This is a genomic window from Acinetobacter sp. YH01019 (genome assembly GCF_013420285.1).
GTDB lineage: Bacteria > Pseudomonadota > Gammaproteobacteria > Pseudomonadales > Moraxellaceae > Acinetobacter > Acinetobacter gandensis.
The window spans coordinates 62,687-79,972 of record NZ_VOYM01000005.1; the positions used below are offsets into that span (position 1 = coordinate 62,687).

A 17,286-nucleotide genomic window follows, 5' to 3' on the forward strand; every position below is an offset into this window, starting at 1 on the left:
TTGCAAAATTTTAGATAAATAAATTCAATGATTGGATTTGTAAGCATTTTCATTAACTGCAGCAAAGCATGTTATCTTCCCGATAAATCAACAGTGATTTCATAATGATAAAAAATGACTGCACACAATAATGCTCAGCAGCAAAATTTAAATCTGCACAGTTCTAAACCTAAACATGAATTCTCTACGCGGTTGTTCCGACACGTACAGGTTATTCAGTATTTGCAAGTGATTGGTCTAGCGTTGATTGCTGCGAGTTTTCTGTATTTAGTTGCGGCAAATTGGTTGATGCTGCCAAAATTCATTCAATTGGCGATACCCATCTTACTACTGGTTTTAAGCGCTGCTGCGAGTGTGTATTTAACTAAACATACATGGATACGGCAAAGTCTTGATGCTTTGAGCGGGTTATTCCTTGGCTTAAGTCTCGCTGTGATTGGACAGGTCTATCAAACAGGTGCGGATAGTTATTTGCTGTTTTTGGTTTGGGCATTGCTACTTTTGCCTTGGCTCTATCGACCCAATATAGGTGTTTTTGCGCTGCTGTGTATCGTCAGTCAATTAGCTTTATTTTTGTATTTTAAACAAAGCTTTTTAATGTCAGAACATTCATTATTGTATTTGCTGTGTATGAATGTTTTGACGGCGTTCTTTCTTACGTTCAGTTTGAAATATTATTCAGCATTGCGCTTTCTATTTATTGCATTTGTCACAGTAATGTCGATGTATAGCATGTTTCTATTTTGCGGCAATGGTGTTGAACAATATCAATGGCAGTATTTGCTGCTTTCAATCGTGCTACCGATTTATCTGATCCTCTATTTTTATCTGCAACATCGCGCATTAGAAACCAGTTTACAAGCCGCAGGTTTGGCAGCCAGTTTTAGTATTTTGATATTCCAATGGGCTGAACATATTTTGTCGGATTCGATTGTTGGAATACTGGTTTTGGCTTTTCTTATTTTTGCTTGGTTTGCCGTAATTAGTTTAGCGTTGATGAAGCTTCTACCACAAACGAAATTTGCTGTTATTCCATTAGCGGTTGGCGCATGGCTCGCAGGTATTATTTTATCAAGTCTATTACTGACTTATTGGAAAGCATTTTCCATTGTAATGGGTTTGATCTTCATTACTATAGCTTGGTGGCTTATTCGACGTGCGCAAAGTATTTTTAGTCGCCAATTTGCATATTGTTTATGGGTGTGTGGACAGTCTGCTGTATTAATTCATACAGAGATGCTGACGCAGAGCATTGCCTTTATTTTCATCCTGCAAATTGGATTTATTTTACTGTGTCTATCGAGTCGTGTGCATTGGTTTATTGCACTCATTCAACTGATTGCAGGATATGGTCTCGCTGTTGCAACCATTGGCTTTGGCGATATGATCCAGGCTGAAAAAAACCTCTTTTTAGCTGTAACAGGTTTAAACCATCTGCTACTGATTATCTTGCTCATAACTGCAGCATATTGGCTGCAATCAATGTATCGCAAAACCGTTGTGTTATGGATGTTATTTATTGTCTTGGCGAGTGTCGTGTTGCAGACCTTGTCAAATAATTTTCTTTATTTTGAACAATCACATAATCGTGTTGCTTACCTATTTATTGTTTATATCTTACCTGTAATTTGGCTCTGCCTATACATCACATATGATCAAAAGTATCTGGGGGGAGAAAAATGGCTTTTATTGTTATTGGGTATGGTGCTCATTGCGCTGGGCTACTTTGAAATTTTCTTATTATTGGTTCTCATATCTTGGGCACAGGTTTATCAACAAACATTAGTCAAAACGCTAAGCATTGTGTTGTTCATTTTTAGTTTATGGATGCTGTATTACAACTTAGGGCTCAGTTTTTTATTAAAAAGTCTCACCATTCTGCTATCAGGTGTATTGCTGCTAGGTATCACATGGGTACTGTCAAAGGTAAATGTAAAGCAAGTAGGAGGAGCATAATGAAAATGCCCATGCAAAAAATGCTTCCACTTGTTTTAGCCACTCTCAGTATTATTCTATTTGGACTGATGATTGCACGACATGAGTGGCATTTGGCTCATAGTGATCATATTTATGTGAAACTCCAACCGGTCGATCCGCGTTCATTGATTCAAGGGGATTATATGGCGCTAAACTACGATTTGTATTTTGGAGGCAAACCACCTCAAGCAACATCAACAGATGTGCAGATTGCTCAAGATAGAACAACTGAAAATTTAGAACGTGAATATTTTATTGATCAACCAAGTATATTGAGCTATGTGCTGCTCGATGCGCAGCATCGTGTCATTCGTACTAGTTTTAATCCAGACTTATTAACGATGTATCCAAATTCATCGACAAAGCTCATACTCAAAAATTCTGAAAATACTTTTGATGGGCTATATCCAGCAGCACGAAGTTATTTATTTGCTGAAGGATTGGAGGCATGTTATCGCGATGCTCAATATGCGGCACTTAAAGTGAAAAAAAATGGTCAGCCTTTATTGGTGGGCTTAGTGGGAGAAAATTTACATGCATTTGACTGTGAACAAAAACAAGCGTGGTGGAAAGGATCGAAAGCGACATTGGTAAATTGATTAAAAATTATTTTAGCAAAAAGGTATTGGCTACTGATTTAAACGAATAAAAGCCAATTTTTCTAGCCATAAAAAAAGCCTGCAAATCGGCAGGCTTTTTTAAATTTTTAAATCTTTAAATCTGTTTATGCAACTTGAACTGGAATGCAGTTTGCAGTGTGATTCACAGTATTATTTGGATTTGCATAGACTAAACGAGGTTTATGTGCATTTGCTTCCGCTTCAGTGAAATCACCAAAAGTCGCAATAATCATTAAGTCACCAACATCAGCTTGCAGTGCAGCGCCACCATTAACAGAAATGATGCCTGAACCTTCTTCACCACGAATTGCATAAGTCGTAAAACGCTTACCATTAGTCACGTTCCACATATGAATTTCTTCATATTCGCGGATACCGGCTAAATCTAGGAGAATACCGTCAATCGCACAAGAACCTTCATAATGTAATTCTGCTTGTGTAACGACACAACGGTGGATTTTAGCTTTTAATAAACGAGATAGCATGGCTAGCGTCTCCTTAGTGGACCTAAGATTGTGATCTTATGGTGGAACAATCTATGAATGCTGGATAAGCAGTCAAATGCAAGCGCATTTTGCTCTGAAATGAACAAGATGGCAATAAGCATTGTTCAACAATTTGTGGATTAGTCAGTTCTATTTGTAAGCATTGATTTGGTTCATGGCTTGCTGAATCTCACCTGTTACCAGCAACTTCGTGCGTGATAATGCATGTGCGATCGCATCGTCCATTAAACCTTGTTCACTACTCGGTGCTTTACCCAACACATGGCCAGATACACGTTCTTTTGAACCAGGATGACCAATACCAATACGTAAACGATGGAAATTAGGACCTGTATGCGGGACGATATCACGTAAACCATTATGACCGCCGTGACCACCACCTGTTTTTAGGCGAATGACACCGGGATTCATATCAAGTTCATCATGTGCAATGAGCATCGCTTCAGGAGCAATTTGATAGAATTTAGCGAAGGGAACAACACTTTTACCGACAAGGTTCATAAAGGTTGTAGGTAATAGCAGACGAACGTCTTGACCTTCAATATTACCGCGACCGCTAATTCCGTTGAATTTTGGGTCTGCTTTGAGGGAAATGCCATATTGATCTGCAAGGCGTTCAACAAACCAGAAGCCTGCATTATGGCGGGTTTGGGCGTACTCAGAACCTGGGTTACCCAAACCAACAATCAGTGAAAGTTTACTCACTCATTTACACCATTTAACACTTATGCGCGAACAAAGTCAGCGTGCATTGGAGTGTTTTTAGCTGGGTGACGTTGTAACGCTTGGATTTTAACGCTTTCAACTTTACCGTCGATGTTGATTTCAACAACTTCTTCGAAGAATGCATTGTTTTCTAAAGCTTTAACAAGCTCGCGTAGTTCTAAAGTTACTGTTACAGGAGCTGCTTCGCCACCATAGATGATTGCTGGAACTTTAGCTTGAAGACGAAGGCGGCGGCTCGCACCTTTCCCTTGTACTGCTTCTTCACGTGCTGCTGCGTTTAATACGAAGTTTGCCATGATAGACATCCTATTTTAAGTTTAAATGACTAGACTTGCGACCAGTCTAGTGAGTAAAAGCCCCGCCAAATGGCAGGGCTTTGGAATTTCAGCGCACTATTATAGATAAGAATCGAACATTGCGCTAATAGATTCTTCGTTGTTAATACGACGAATTGTTTCAGCAACCATACTTGTTACTGAAACTTGGCGAATCTTGCCAAGTGCTAAAGCTTCTTCTGAAAGAGGAATTGTGTCAGTAACAACAAGTTCATCAATCACAGAATTTTTAAGGTTTTCAAGTGCTTTACCAGATAAAACTGGGTGAGTTGCATAAGCAACAACTTTACGCGCACCGAAAGTTTTAAGCGCATCAGCAGCTTTACACAATGTCCCTGCTGTATCCACCATATCATCTACAATGACACAGTCACGGCCTTTAACATCACCAATCAAGTGCATTACTTGTGATTCGTTGGCTTTTTGACGGCGTTTGTCGATGATTGCAAGATCGATATCACCCATTTGTTTAGCAACTGCACGCGCACGTACAACACCACCAACGTCTGGAGAAACAACCATAAGGTTGTCATGAGACTGTTGACGAAGATCAGCTAAAAGCGCAGGAGTACCGTAGATGTTGTCTACAGGAATATCGAAGAAACCTTGGATTTGGTCAGCGTGAAGGTCGATCATCACAACGCGGTCAATACCCACAGTTGTTAGCATATCTGCTACAACTTTTGCAGTAATCGGCACACGACTTGAACGTGGACGACGGTCTTGACGAGCATAACCAAAGTAAGGAATTACAGCAGTAATACGACCAGCACTTGCGCGACGCAAAGCATCAGCCATCACTAAGATTTCCATTAGGTTATCGTTAGTTGGGGCACAAGTAGGTTGTACGATGAACACGTCTTTACCACGAACATTTTCAGTAATTTCAACAGCGATTTCACCGTCAGAAAATTGACCGATAGATGCAGCACCTAGAGGGATGTGCAGGTGGCTTACGACTTTTTGGGCGAATTGTGGATGTGCAGATCCACTAAAAACGACAAGATTGGGCATGAAGCACCCTTGGCGGTTGGCAAATTAGGGAATTAGATGGCAGGGGCGGCTGGATTCGAACCAACGGATGCCGAGATCAAAACCCGGTGCCTTACCACTTGGCGACGCCCCTAATGCGGCAGAACTTTAATATTTTTACTGTGTTTTGTCAAGGTGAATTAACAAAGACGCTGTAAATTATGCTCTGTCTTTTTTGAAGAAATGGCAGGGGCGGCTGGATTCGAACCAACGGATGCCGAGATCAAAACCCGGTGCCTTACCACTTGGCGACGCCCCTAATTCGATATTGATTGACTGTGAAGTTAAATGGCAGGGGCGGCTGGATTCGAACCAACGGATGCCGAGATCAAAACCCGGTGCCTTACCACTTGGCGACGCCCCTAAAACTTTACAGCAATAACATCTACAGGTGAAAAATGATGGCAGGGGCGGCTGGATTCGAACCAACGGATGCCGAGATCAAAACCCGGTGCCTTACCACTTGGCGACGCCCCTATATCAAACTTCAAAATGACGTAATGGTGATTCTTTCAAACTCTGAACCAAGTAAGCTTTACATGGTGAATTTTTCAGAATGTCATCAATATTCATTTTTTCAGTTACTTCAGTAAATACACAAGCACCTGTACCTGTAAGCTTTGCTGTACCGAACTGATCTAAATACTGCATTGCCTCATCGACTTCGGGATACAAACTTCTTGCCACAGGCTCAAAGTTGTTTCCAAAATCAGATGGCATATCCTGATAGCCGCAAAATTTAGTAGGCTTCGTGTCTCTTGTCAACGTTTTTTGTGAAAAAAGCAGTTGAGTGCTGATAAAACAGTCAGGTTTTAACACAATGTACTGTTTTTGATCTAAATCTATGAATGTTAAGTGTTCACCAATGCCTTCAGCCCATGCATTTAAACCATGTACAAATACCGGAACATCTGCGCCAAGTTGTAAACCTAAGGCTGCCAATTGTTCAGTATTTCGTTCACATTGCCATAATTTATTCAGCACAATAAGCGTGGTTGCAGCATTGGATGAACCCCCGCCTAGTCCTGCACCCATAGGAATATTTTTCTCAATGCGGATACTTTGTGCAGTCAAATTTTTCGCGAAAGGTTTGAGTATTTGCGCAGCACGAAAAATAAGGTTTTGTTCTAGATTGACATCATTGAAACCGTCTATTTGAATTAAAGCTTGCTCATCTGTTGCTTCGCATTGGCTAAATTCAAGCCAGTCGCAAAGATCAATGAGCTGAAAAATGGTCTGTAATTCGTGATAGCCGTTGGCACGGCGACCCGTGATATGCAAAAAAAGATTAAGTTTTGCTGGAGAAGGTACACGAATCACAGAAGTCATAAGTCAGCTTAGAAAAAATTAACGATTTTGAATGATCATTGTAATACGGTTTTCTGTACCGTTCTCAAGCGCTTGTTTTAAAATTAACTTATTTGGCAGCTGTGCAGCATCGTTGTAGCTTAGATCTACGGTCCAACCATCTTCAAGTATCTGTTGAGGGCGTTCTGCGGTGTCACGGGTGATTTTTGCTTGAGTCGTTGCAGGACGTGCTTGAACCCAATCAACTAAATGGGTGATTGGAGCTTGCCAACCTGTTGCACGCTCAAGCAATTCTTCTGGTGTATTTGCTTCAATGAGGCCGGTTTTTGCACTATTGAGTTGAACGAGCCCTGATTTGCCAGATATTTGGGTTTTACCGACACCTAAAATACCACTTAGTTCAATCTCGTATTCTTCACGGTCTTGTGCCCACGTAAAAAATGCGCTACCTGTTTGCTGAGGGGTTCGAACACCAATCTTACCTTGTAGATTAAATTGGTTTGCAGCAATTTCTTCGGGCGTAGGCGGAGTTTGGGGTTGTACATATTGCTGACAACCGGTGAAAAATAATGTACAGCAAGTGAGGGTGGATAACCCAAATTTTGAAGTTATACGCATAAAAATGTTTTAACTCTTTTTCATTTGTAGGGGTAACAATAACGAATTCAGCTGTTCTAATTGCGGATCATTCGGGTATTTTTGTTGGAGTTGTTGTAACAGGGTGTCAAATTTTGACAAGTCACCTAACATAAAGACAGAACGCGCATAGCGAACACCTATTTTGACGCTATTGCTTAATTCAAAAGCTTTTTCTAACACGGCCGCAGCTGTACTAAAATCATTTTGTAAATAACAAATATAGCCAAGTGTATCCAATATCGAAGCTTGTTCAGGCGCATATTCCAAGGCATGTTCAACATATTTACGCGCCTCATCTAAACGGCGGTTTTGCACGGCTAAGGTGTAGGCATAAGCATTCAAATAGGTTGGGCTATTGGGCTCAATTTCGAGTAATTGTTTAAGCAGTCTGTCCAGTTTATCTTTATCTTGATGGGCATCTAAAAGTAAAACTTCTGAATAAATTAATTCTGGATCATCGGGTAAGTTTCGTACTGCTTCATCAAGTAAGCGAATGGCTGCTTTTTTATTATTCATGCGTTTAAGAATATCCGCCTGAGCCAAATACAGAAAACTTGCATGTTGTGGATAGTTGACACGTTCTTGCGTTAAAAAGCGCAAAGCATCATGCAATTTACTTTGTTGAGCAAAAATACTGATCATATTACGGCGTGAAACGGTATATAAGCTGCCATCGACCAAGCGATAGTAGGCTTTTGCAGTTTCAAAATGTTGTTTACGTTCCGCATTGACAGCCAAATAGTAATAAGCTTCGTTTTGATATTGCGATGAATAACGCAGTTCGACCAAATATTTTTCAGCTTTTTCATACAGCTCTAAGTCAATACTGGTTAAACCCGCCATGAATAAGCCTTCTTCAGCATCAGGCCATTTTTTTAAAATGTCTTCTAATTTTTTGAGACCAAGTTCTGATTGGTTAATTTTAATCAGATATTTGGCTTCGGCGAGTCGCACTTCCATATTATTTCGGTGTTTACGACTGGATTTTTCAAACCATTTTAAAACTTCATCTTCATCGCCCATAGCCATTAATAAATTGGCTTTCATTAAAATGTAGCCAGTGACTTTTGGACGTTTTTTTAGTGCAAGATTAATGGTGTCAAGTGCATCTGCAATTTCACCATTTTGTGCCTGTAAGCCTGCGACTAAAACCAAAATAGAAGGATTATTTTTTTCTTTACTGGCACTTAAAGCCTGAATGAGATAAGCACGATCGTCCGTCGATTCAGGTGAAATACCTGCCAAGATTTGCTCAAGGTCTGCATTTGGGTCAATAGTTAATATTTTATCGAGTGTTTCCGCCGCGAGTTCGTACTCATGGGATTTTAACGCGATATGTGATAAATAAAATAAAGCAGGAACGTCTTCAGGTTCTTGCACCACCCAATGGGTTGCAATGTCTAATGCTGCATGTAAGTCATTTTGCTCAATCGCAACATTTAGAGCGCGTTGCTTGACCATACTTGATTTACTTTTAATCGCAAGAACAGTGTAATTATGCAAAGCAGTTGGAATATCTTGGTATGCCAATGCAAACTCAGCAATCATACTTTGTTTTATTGCATCATATCCTGAATTTGCATGGTAAACTTCTCCAACTGCCCGAATAGGGAGAGTTGAAGCCATGCTACCCACAAGTAAGAATGTGGTAGAATAATGCTTTATTGTCTGGCCGTTAATTCGGCTATTTGTTAGACGCAATTTTTCTTGATCCAAGTAATGCTTTTTATGACACCGATGTTGCACAATAGCATAAATTTAGCGAAATGATGATCTGATATGTCTTTCTTTGCATTGGGTGTCAACCATCAAACCGCCTCTGTAGAACTGCGTGAGCAAGTCGCATTTAACCCTGAAAAGTTAAGTGCTTTACTTGAACAGCAAAGCCACACCCCTGAATTGAATGACATGGTGGTGGTGTCTACATGTAATCGTACCGAAGTGTATGCGATGTCTGAAAATGCAGACATGGTATTGAATTGGCTCGCCCAATCAAATGGTATTGATGTAAAGCAATTGTCAAATCACGTGTATCGTTATGAAAATGCGCAAGCCGTAACACATTTAATGCGGGTTGCGAGTGGTCTTGATTCTTTGATGCTTGGTGAACCACAAATTTTGGGGCAAGTGAAAACGGCCTTATCTTTAGCCAAAGATGCGTCAACTGTTTCTCCCAATTTAAACCGAATTTTTGAATATGCTTTTTATGCAGCGAAGCGAGTACGTTCTGAAACTGCTGTTGGAAGTCACGCTGTTTCAATGGGTTATGCAGTAGCGCAGTTAGCTTTACAGGTGTTTAGCAAGCCCGAACAACTAACCGTGATGGTTGTTGCTGCTGGTGAAATGAATAGTCTTGTGGCGAAGCATTTAGCTGAAATGGGTGTTGGTAAAATCATAATTTGTAACCGTACACGCGCACGTGCTGAAGCTTTGGCCCAAGAAATTGCACATCGCGTTGAAGTTGAAATTATTGAATTTGATGATCTGGCGGCTAATTTGTATCGCGCAGATGTGATCTCAAGTTGTACTGGTAGTTTGCATCAGGTTATTCATTTTGCTGATGTAAAAGCCGCATTGAAAAAACGTCGTTATAAGCAAATGTTGTTAGTGGATTTGGCTGTACCACGTGATATTGAAGCGAAAGTGGAAAGTCTAGATGGCGTCTATTTGTACGGTGTTGATGACCTGCAAACGGTGATTGAAGAAAACTTAGCTCAGCGTCGGCAAGCAGCGGTTGAAGCTGAAGTTATGGTCAATCAGCTTGCGACTGATTTGATCACGCAACAAAAAGTGAATCAAGCTGGCTCAACAATTCATGCCTACCGTGCACAGGGTGAAGCTTTACGTCAGGAAGAATTGGCTTTGGCTTTAAATCGTCTGCAAAAAGGGGAAGATGCTGCGCAAGTCATGCAAGAGTTTTCTCATCGCTTAACACAAAAATTACTGCATCCGACATCTATTGCATTGCGCCATGCAGCGACCGCTGAAGATCCAGCCTATTTTGAAATGTTAGAACAAGATTTGGTTCATACTGCGGAAAATCGTCGTAAACCGAAGAAATAACTCGCTGCAAATATTCAATGTTTTATTGAATGTCATGCATCTTATAGGGGCTTATTTCCGCCCAAAAACTTTAATCTTCAAGTAAAGTCAGTGATCGTTTTTTCGCAATCTCTGCAATTCGTTGTTTGAGATTGCGCATTTCTGCCAGTGACGAGAACTTATTGGTTTTAATTTTTTGCTCTAAGAAAGCATATTGCAGCTTAGTTGAAAAATCTGCTGCCAGCTTATCCGCCTGTTCAGGCGAAGACGTATAGTCGCTTATATTTGCGTGTTCTAAAATATGCTGCAATTCATGATGATGAGCCGCACACGCACCTAACACATAATAAGTCGAAAGCTCAGGGTCATCAGGTAACTCATCGAAAATCACATTGAAAATATTCAATATGTGGAAGAGTAATAAGTCTTGTGAAACCAGTGCGCGTAATGGCTCAAAGTGAATATAAAGATAAGGGTGGTTAATTAAAATGGCGATGACATATTCTTCAGCATCAATTTTGGTACTGAAGCTCAAAGAAGCATCATTGTTAACTTGTGGTTGCCACTTACGATTAAAACCTAATTTTTCACGGAAGAATTGCTGTAATAAATAACGGAATGAACCATGCTTCGGTAATAGCTCTGTCAAATTTTTTAATTCGCCCATCACCTGACTTTTACCTTCAGGTGTTGCAATATTTTGGTTCTGCGTCAACAGAGCAAAAATAAAATCCGACATTAATGGTGATTGATCTAATAAACGTCGGAAATTTTCAATGCCTTCGCGGCGAATGAGCGAGTCAGGGTCGTGATCATTTGGCAGTACAAAGAACTTGAGTTCGCGGCCGTCATTCAGCAGCGGTAGAGCAATCTCAAGGGTACGACGTGCTGCTTTTTGACCAGCAGCATCACCATCAAAAGCAATAGTGATTCGATTATTTTGTTTAAATAAAATATTTAAATGATCGGTATTACTGGCTGTCCCTAGTGTTGCTACAGCACCATGTATGCCATATTGCTGTAATGCAATGACATCCATGTAACCCTCCACCATGAGCCAGTCTTGCGCTTTCTGTTTACGGCCTTCATATAGGCCGTAAAGCAATTGGTTTTTATGGAAGACCTCAGAATCTGGCGAGTTAATGTATTTGGGCTTAATCTCGTCATTCAGGGCACGACCACCAAAACCGACAACACGGCCTTTATTATCGCGAATCGGGAAAATAACCCGTTCACGTAATAAGTCGAAGTCACGTCCGCTATCACTGGTACGAATCAGGCCTAATAACTTAAGCCCTTCGATATCTTGTGGAAACGCTTTTTCTAAATGCTGCCAATCTTCAGGGGCATAACCCAGCCGCCAATAGGCAATGGTTTCTGCACTCAGCCCACGCTGTTTAAAATAGGCTTGACCGATTTGGCTTAATGGAAGCTGTTGCTCATAAAATTGGGCGACATTTTCTAATAGGTCGTAAAGGTTACCGTCTTGCGGGACATCTTCAAAACCATCAGCAATTTGATCGAAATGCGCAAATGGATCATTGCCATAAAAAGCTTCGTCTGCAGACTGAAACTCAGCAAATGGATCATGTTCAAAAACTGCGGCTGTATCTGAATTTGATGGTTGTTGAACCAGAGGCTCTTGTGTCGATGCAGCAGGCTTTTTTTCTACAGGTTTGGGTTTTGACTCACGTTTATATTTAAGTTTATTTGAGTCTGTATTGTCTTTAGGGAGCTCAATACCTGTTTGGCTAGAGAGATCCTTCATTACTTCAATAAAGTTTCGGCTACCGATATCCATTAAAAAGCGAATGGCATTACCATTGGCTTGACACCCAAAACAGTGAAAGTATTGTTTATCACGATATACATGGAAAGATGGCGATTTTTCCTGATGGAAAGGGCAACATCCAGAATAGGTGCGTCCGGTCTTTTTCAATTTCACAAACTGACCAATCACATCGACAATGTCGGTGCGATCTAAAATTTGATCAATGGTGTGTTGTGGAATTGCCATGCTGTATTGTCTGTCTATTCGGTCAGTTAGTGCAGTTCTTTAAGTAAAATAACGTCAGCAATGCTGTTATTCAATTCTACAAAATCGGTAAGTGCTAAAGAGTGCGTATCTTTTAATCTATCTGATAAATTTCATCATGAAAAGACAAAAGGGCAAGTATTCTAACTTGCCCTTTGTAAAAAATCGACAATATATGAACTGATATTATTCAGCTGCTTCGGTCGATTGTGTTTTTTCATCTTTTGGACGATCGAGTAAGCCAAAGCTTAAACGATTAGTCAAACTGCGTTTTTCTTCATCGGCCTCAAGTTCAGACGGGTTTTGTTCCGTTAAAGTTTGGGCTTCTTTGCCAAAAATACCTAAGGTCGCACGGTTAATAAAACTACCTTCACTACGTGCGGCACGCATATTCACGGTACCGTCGGACTTAACCAATTTAGGGTAGTTGAGCTTCAGCACTTCAATATATTGTTGAGATGTTGTTTTATCACCGAGTTTGTCATAGCCATAAGCGACAGTTGCTAAAGCTTCGGGTACTTGCGGTGCTTGCGGGTAGTGTTCAATCACCCAAAGTGAGCGCTCAACCGCAGCTAACCATGCTTTACGCTTTACGTTGAAACGTGCAGCATTCATTTCGCTTTCAGCCAATTCTTGGCTAATAAACTTCATGCGCTGTGCGGCATCAACAGCATATTCGCTTGAAGGATAACGACGAATAAAGTCGACAAAGTTCTGGTATGCCACTTTTAAATAGCTGACATCACGGTGTGACTGTTTTAATGACGTATAGCGAAGTAAACCGTTATAGTTTTGCTCCATGTTTGACACACCACGCACATAGTAAGCGTAGTCAACTTGTGGATGCTGTGGATTCATACGAATAAAACGGTCTGCAAGTGCGATTGCACCTTCATAGTCTTTTTGCTGAAATTTTACATACAATAGTTCAAGTTGCGCTTGCTGTGCATAGTTACCCGTAGGGTAATAGGTTTCAAGTGCTTCAAGGTGTTTTGCCGCATCTGTATATTGGTTACGTTCAAGCGCTTTTTTTGCTTTTTCGATATAAACCTGTTCGCTTGATTGTGGACCTGTGTCGACCACTTCTTTCTTTGGATTACTGCTACAGCCTACCATTGCCGATGCAATGCCTATAGTTAGAGCAAGCATTGTCATTTTATATTTTGGTAGCGACATAAAAATTCCTCTGTTAATACGGGCAATGAGCTACAATTGAACTATTAAACCACTTTTGTCTGAATGAGCAAATGAGTCAAGCACAATCTTCCAATTCTAATTTCCCTGAAACTGATTTCAATTTACTTGAAGATTCTGAGGATGCAGATAACCATACTTCAGACTCAACTGCAACACGTTTATCGTTGCAATTTCAATTGGATGAAAGCTATTTAGGACAACGTATCGACCAAGTTTCTGCGCTGGTTTGGACTGATTTTTCTCGTGAAAAACTCAAACAATGGCTCAAAGAGGGCCATTTGTTGGTCAATGGTAACACTGTCAAGCCAAAGTACAAATGTGAAGGCAATGAGCTTTTAACACTCGAAGTTGAGCTTGAAGCACAGACACGCAGCTTACCTGAAGACATTCCATTAAATATTGTCTATGAAGATGACGATATTATGGTGATTAACAAACCTGTGGGTATGGTAGTACATCCGGGTGCGGGTAATAGTAGCGGAACGTTAGTGAATGCAATTTTGCATCATTATCCAAAATCGGCTGAACTTACACGTGCGGGCTTAGTCCATCGTATTGATAAGGATACATCAGGTCTACTTGTTGTAGCTAAAAACTTAGAGTCACAATTTTCATTGAGTAAGCAGCTTGCGAAAAAGTCTGTTTATCGCGTTTATGATCTTGTAGTGTACGGCAATATCATTGCAGGTGGCACGATTGATGAGCCAATTAAACGTCATCCAGTTGATCGCGTAAAAATGGCGGTGTTACCAGGCGGTAAAGAAGCAGTGACTCACTATAATGTGAAAGAACGTTTCCAAAACTTTACTCGTATTCAAGCACGTCTTGAGACAGGTCGTACACATCAAATTCGTGTGCATCTGATGTATATTGGTCATGGTCTTGTTGGCGATCCCGTTTATATGCCACGTGTACGTATGCCAGCAGGCGCATCACAATTACTTGACGACACTTTGCGTGGCTTTAAACGTCAGGCATTGCATGCTGTGCAACTGGGCTTAGTTCATCCACGTACAGGCGAAGACATGATGTTTGATGCACCATGGCCAGAAGACTTCAATCATTTAGTTGAAGTGCTCCGTACAGAAAATAAAGCTTACTAAGCTTAAGACTGATTTACTCACTATAGTTACAAAGGACGACAACATGCAATTTGTTCAGGGACTGCCACACGGCGTATATGTGGGCCAAACACGTGTACATCATGAGCAAATGCAGTCATCAGATGTACCTGAATTAGCAGGGTTTAACCTTGCTTTGCATGTTGGTGACAATCCTGCACGTGTGCAAAAACACCGGATGCAATTGCTTCAAGACTTTGCAGGCTATGGCGTGGATAAAATCAGTTGGATGAATCAAACTCATAGTACCATTTGTCATACGATTAATGAGCAAATGTATTTTGCTGCGCCTGAAGGCGATGGTATGACAACGCAGCGTAAGCACCACGTATTAATGATGATGACAGCAGATTGTTTGCCGATAGTATTAGTTAATGCGGATGGAAGCGAAGTTGCCAACTTACACGCAGGTTGGAAAGGTTTAGCACACGGTATTGTTGAAAATACTATTGTAGCTATGCAAAGTCAGCCTGTTGTGGCCTGGTTGGGTGCAGCCATTAGCCAAGACTGTTTTGAGATCGGTGCTGAAGTTAAGACGGCCTTTTGTTCCAAGTATCCTGAACTAGAGACAGCTTTTAAAGAAGGTGTTAAAGCAGGGAAGTACTATGCGGACCTGTATGCTATAGCCACTTATATACTTAAATTACATGGTGTTGAAACTGTACTGGGTGGAGACCAATGTTCATTCAGCCAAGCGGATCAATATTATTCATACCGTAGAGAAGCAAAAACAGGTCGTATGGCAACATTCGTTTTTATGGCGTGAAAATGCTAAACTTGACTGAATCTATCGACTTTTAATTGTTATGTCTTTGACTGCTAAATCTCTTGCTGTTGTTTATCACAGTCCATATGGACATACTGCTAAAGTAGCCCAATATATTACGCAAGGTGCTGAAAAAGCGGGTGTTCAAGTACATTTAATGAATGTTGAACAAGTTGATTGGGATGTACTTGATGCGGCAGATGCGATAATTTTTGGTTGCCCTACCTATATGGGGAGCTTGAGTGCTGCCATGAAACTTTTTATGGAGCAGTCTTCTAAGCGCTGGTTAGCACGCACTTGGCAGGGTAAATTAGCTGCTGGTTTTACCAATGGCGGAGGTCTTAGTGGTGATAAATTGGCTGTTTTACAGCAAATTAATCTTTTTGCCATGCAACATGGCATGTTGTGGTCGGGCTTACCTCTTATGCCAACAGGGCGAAGCACTACAGATTTAAACCGTATGTCGAGCTTCTTGGGGCTAATGACACAATCTGATAATGCACCCGTTGAGGTGACGCCACCTGAAGGAGATTTAACAACGGCTGTTTGGTTTGGTGAATACATCGGATTGTTGTTAAATAAAATTAATTAATTTGTAAGAAAATACACTTAGAAATTATGATATAAATCACTGAAAAGCCTGGAGAATAAAATATCTTCAGGCTTTTTTATTGAGTGTTTATGCATACTTATTGGCATTATGTATCATTTATCTGTGATACGTGTCACAAAATGATATTCATTTGCTCAAAAACTATTGATTTAATCTTCTCATAAAAATCCACTCGGGATGGGTGGGAATATGAAAAAGGATTAATTAATAATAAAAAAGACCATCATTGCAATAGCCATTTCTTTTTTATCGAGCAATATTTTTGCAACAGAAGGATTGGTCGGCTTAAATGATGCTGAACTTTCAGCCATTAATGGTACAGCATTGATGAATATGATTTATACCGATCCTATTTTAGTCAATCAGCAAATGACCGATGAAAATATTGGTTTCTACAAACTTAGTTTAGATGCCGTTATGGATCTCAACGTCAATGTAAAAAGTCTGCAACTTGGGTGTGGTGGGGTAAATGGCGCGGGTGCATGCGATATTGATATCGATAATTTAAGTCTGAGCGGGCAAAGTAGCTCTTCGGATGGCCGTGCTAGTTCTTCTGCAAAATTAACCAATCCATTCATAGAACTTGCAATAAAAAATCCAAAAAGTGCATCGCAACGTGAGGTTGTTGGCTTCCGTTTGAGTGCAGATAAAGTGGTAGGTTTATTAACTACAGGTACAGAAAATACCAGCAAACCCAATGGTATTAATAACTTATCTGGTTATATGAAAGTACAGTCCGATAGTAGTGGTATGATTAAAGGTCTCGCAAGTACAGCTGGCACGCGATATAACCTGTACGGTTCAAATCAATACGGTAATTTATCAGTGACTGGGCGACTTCAAGCTTTAGGCTTGGCCGAGGTTGATTTTAAAACCACAGCGGGTGGTTTTAATATCCCAAATATCGAGCGTAATCCATTTACCACACCGGCAATTGTGGTGAATGGTACGCGGATGAAAGATGTGACTTTGGTATCTCAAGTCAAAGTCCCAGATATCTTACTGGGTGATGACAAAAGTGGATATCCAGCAGCTGGGACTGTAAGTTATAACGCGAATGGTAACCCCACGGGTGTGACAGCTCTTGGCGGTAAGGTAACTGCCACGGTGACAGGGTGTGATTGGTTAGCCTGTCTGCTCGCACCCACAGGTTCAAAATTTGAAAATGTCTATATGAGCGGTAAAATTACGGGAATCACTGCGGATTTAACATTAAAACAATCATTGGGTTTAATTCATAACAGAGGTGGATCAGGAAATTTGAACAACACTTATAAGTGATATTTTGCTCCCCAAATGATGTTATAAACATCAATATATGGAGTATTTTATGACACGTAGACCAAGAAGAAATCATTCAAATGACTTT

Annotated in this window: 15 protein-coding genes, 4 tRNA genes and 1 pseudogene; 7 read left to right on the forward strand and 13 right to left on the reverse strand. The window is 40.5% G+C overall.

The features are described 5' to 3' along the window. Positions 1-114 precede the first annotated feature (114 nt). Together FTT84_RS02565 and FTT84_RS02570 are read left to right on the forward strand one after the other, a co-directional pair. Positions 115-1,956: a DUF2157 domain-containing protein gene (locus tag FTT84_RS02565; RefSeq protein WP_180079785.1), complete on the forward strand. Its 1,842-nt coding sequence runs from the start codon at positions 115-117 to the stop codon at positions 1,954-1,956. 11 nt (positions 1,957-1,967) lie between these two features. Continuing rightward, positions 1,968-2,576 (forward strand): GDYXXLXY domain-containing protein, encoded by a 609-nt coding sequence (locus tag FTT84_RS02570; RefSeq protein ID WP_180079829.1) that lies wholly within the window; start codon positions 1,968-1,970, stop codon positions 2,574-2,576. A 125-nt stretch (positions 2,577-2,701) separates the two neighbouring features. Here FTT84_RS02570 and panD read toward each other — a convergent pair whose 3' ends face one another. The 11 genes from panD to FTT84_RS02625 form a co-directional block, all read right to left on the reverse strand. Beyond that, entirely contained in the window at positions 2,702-3,082 is a 381-nt protein-coding gene (gene panD, locus FTT84_RS02575; protein ID WP_067668515.1) for an aspartate 1-decarboxylase, read from the reverse strand. A 150-nt stretch (positions 3,083-3,232) separates the two neighbouring features. After that, on the reverse strand, positions 3,233-3,808 hold the full coding sequence (gene pth, locus FTT84_RS02580; protein ID WP_180079783.1) for an aminoacyl-tRNA hydrolase: 576 nt from the start codon (positions 3,806-3,808) through the stop codon (positions 3,233-3,235). 20 nt (positions 3,809-3,828) lie between these two features. After that, positions 3,829-4,125: a 50S ribosomal protein L25 gene (gene rplY, locus FTT84_RS02585; protein ID WP_067764290.1), complete on the reverse strand. Its 297-nt coding sequence runs from the start codon at positions 4,123-4,125 to the stop codon at positions 3,829-3,831. 99 nt (positions 4,126-4,224) lie between these two features. Continuing rightward, positions 4,225-5,178 carry a ribose-phosphate pyrophosphokinase gene (locus tag FTT84_RS02590; protein WP_067764287.1) on the reverse strand — a complete coding sequence of 318 codons (954 nt, stop codon included), beginning with the start codon at positions 5,176-5,178 and terminating at the stop codon, positions 4,225-4,227. Between the two features lie 37 nt (positions 5,179-5,215). Further along, a tRNA-Gln gene (locus FTT84_RS02595) sits at positions 5,216-5,290 on the reverse strand. Between the two features lie 90 nt (positions 5,291-5,380). Further along, positions 5,381-5,455 (reverse strand) — tRNA-Gln (locus FTT84_RS02600). A 30-nt stretch (positions 5,456-5,485) separates the two neighbouring features. Continuing rightward, positions 5,486-5,560, reverse strand: a tRNA-Gln gene (locus tag FTT84_RS02605). 38 nt (positions 5,561-5,598) lie between these two features. Continuing rightward, positions 5,599-5,673 (reverse strand) — tRNA-Gln (locus FTT84_RS02610). 3 nt (positions 5,674-5,676) lie between these two features. Next, positions 5,677-6,516: a 4-(cytidine 5'-diphospho)-2-C-methyl-D-erythritol kinase gene (ispE, locus tag FTT84_RS02615; protein WP_180079826.1), complete on the reverse strand. Its 840-nt coding sequence runs from the start codon at positions 6,514-6,516 to the stop codon at positions 5,677-5,679. Between the two features lie 27 nt (positions 6,517-6,543). Continuing rightward, the gene (gene lolB / locus FTT84_RS02620; protein ID WP_180079781.1) at positions 6,544-7,122 is read right to left on the reverse strand and encodes a lipoprotein insertase outer membrane protein LolB; all 579 of its coding nucleotides are present in this window, start codon (positions 7,120-7,122) and stop codon (positions 6,544-6,546) included. 9 nt (positions 7,123-7,131) lie between these two features. Beyond that, positions 7,132-8,844 (reverse strand): tetratricopeptide repeat protein, encoded by a 1,713-nt coding sequence (locus tag FTT84_RS02625; RefSeq protein WP_180079779.1) that lies wholly within the window; start codon positions 8,842-8,844, stop codon positions 7,132-7,134. 78 nt (positions 8,845-8,922) lie between these two features. On the opposite strand from FTT84_RS02625, the gene hemA reads away from it, so the two are divergent. Next, positions 8,923-10,206, forward strand: coding sequence for a glutamyl-tRNA reductase (gene hemA / locus FTT84_RS02630; RefSeq protein ID WP_067764281.1), 1,284 nt, complete (start codon positions 8,923-8,925; stop codon positions 10,204-10,206). Between the two features lie 70 nt (positions 10,207-10,276). Here hemA and FTT84_RS02635 read toward each other — a convergent pair whose 3' ends face one another. Then, positions 10,277-12,202, reverse strand: a complete 1,926-nt coding sequence (locus tag FTT84_RS02635; protein WP_180079777.1) for a DNA primase — start codon at positions 12,200-12,202, stop codon at positions 10,277-10,279. Positions 12,203-12,406: 204 nt separating this feature from the next. Further along, a complete protein-coding gene (locus tag FTT84_RS02640; protein WP_180079775.1) occupies positions 12,407-13,396 on the reverse strand; it encodes an outer membrane protein assembly factor BamD in 990 nt (329 codons plus the stop codon). Between the two features lie 71 nt (positions 13,397-13,467). Between FTT84_RS02640 and rluD the strand changes: the two genes are divergently transcribed. The 4 genes and pseudogenes from rluD to FTT84_RS02660 all read left to right on the forward strand — a co-directional run. Further along, positions 13,468-14,520, forward strand: a complete 1,053-nt coding sequence (rluD, locus tag FTT84_RS02645) for a 23S rRNA pseudouridine(1911/1915/1917) synthase RluD (RefSeq protein WP_067764272.1) — start codon at positions 13,468-13,470, stop codon at positions 14,518-14,520. A 43-nt stretch (positions 14,521-14,563) separates the two neighbouring features. Beyond that, entirely contained in the window at positions 14,564-15,304 is a 741-nt protein-coding gene (gene pgeF / locus FTT84_RS02650; protein WP_180079773.1) for a peptidoglycan editing factor PgeF, read from the forward strand. Between the two features lie 40 nt (positions 15,305-15,344). Next, entirely contained in the window at positions 15,345-15,896 is a 552-nt protein-coding gene (locus FTT84_RS02655) for a flavodoxin family protein (RefSeq protein WP_067764266.1), read from the forward strand. Between the two features lie 228 nt (positions 15,897-16,124). Continuing rightward, positions 16,125-17,159 (forward strand): annotated as a pseudogene (locus FTT84_RS02660) (hypothetical protein); the annotation flags it as partial. Positions 17,160-17,286 lie beyond the last annotated feature (127 nt).

Bases quoted from the DNA above. Each gene is read 5' to 3' on its own strand.
- FTT84_RS02640 (WP_180079775.1), bottom strand. From the start codon at position 13,396: ATGTCGCTACCAAAATATAAAATGACAATGCTTGCTCTAACTATAGGC.
- pgeF (WP_180079773.1), top strand. From the start codon at position 14,564: ATGCAATTTGTTCAGGGACTGCCACACGGCGTATATGTGGGCCAAACA.
- rluD (WP_067764272.1), top strand. From the start codon at position 13,468: ATGAGTCAAGCACAATCTTCCAATTCTAATTTCCCTGAAACTGATTTC.
- FTT84_RS02565 (WP_180079785.1), top strand. From the start codon at position 115: ATGACTGCACACAATAATGCTCAGCAGCAAAATTTAAATCTGCACAGT.
- hemA (WP_067764281.1), top strand. From the start codon at position 8,923: ATGTCTTTCTTTGCATTGGGTGTCAACCATCAAACCGCCTCTGTAGAA.
- FTT84_RS02655 (WP_067764266.1), top strand. From the start codon at position 15,345: ATGTCTTTGACTGCTAAATCTCTTGCTGTTGTTTATCACAGTCCATAT.
- FTT84_RS02590 (WP_067764287.1), bottom strand. From the start codon at position 5,178: ATGCCCAATCTTGTCGTTTTTAGTGGATCTGCACATCCACAATTCGCC.
- rplY (WP_067764290.1), bottom strand. From the start codon at position 4,125: ATGGCAAACTTCGTATTAAACGCAGCAGCACGTGAAGAAGCAGTACAA.
- FTT84_RS02570 (WP_180079829.1), top strand. From the start codon at position 1,968: ATGCAAAAAATGCTTCCACTTGTTTTAGCCACTCTCAGTATTATTCTA.
- panD (WP_067668515.1), bottom strand. From the start codon at position 3,082: ATGCTATCTCGTTTATTAAAAGCTAAAATCCACCGTTGTGTCGTTACA.
- lolB (WP_180079781.1), bottom strand. From the start codon at position 7,122: ATGCGTATAACTTCAAAATTTGGGTTATCCACCCTCACTTGCTGTACA.
- FTT84_RS02635 (WP_180079777.1), bottom strand. From the start codon at position 12,202: ATGGCAATTCCACAACACACCATTGATCAAATTTTAGATCGCACCGAC.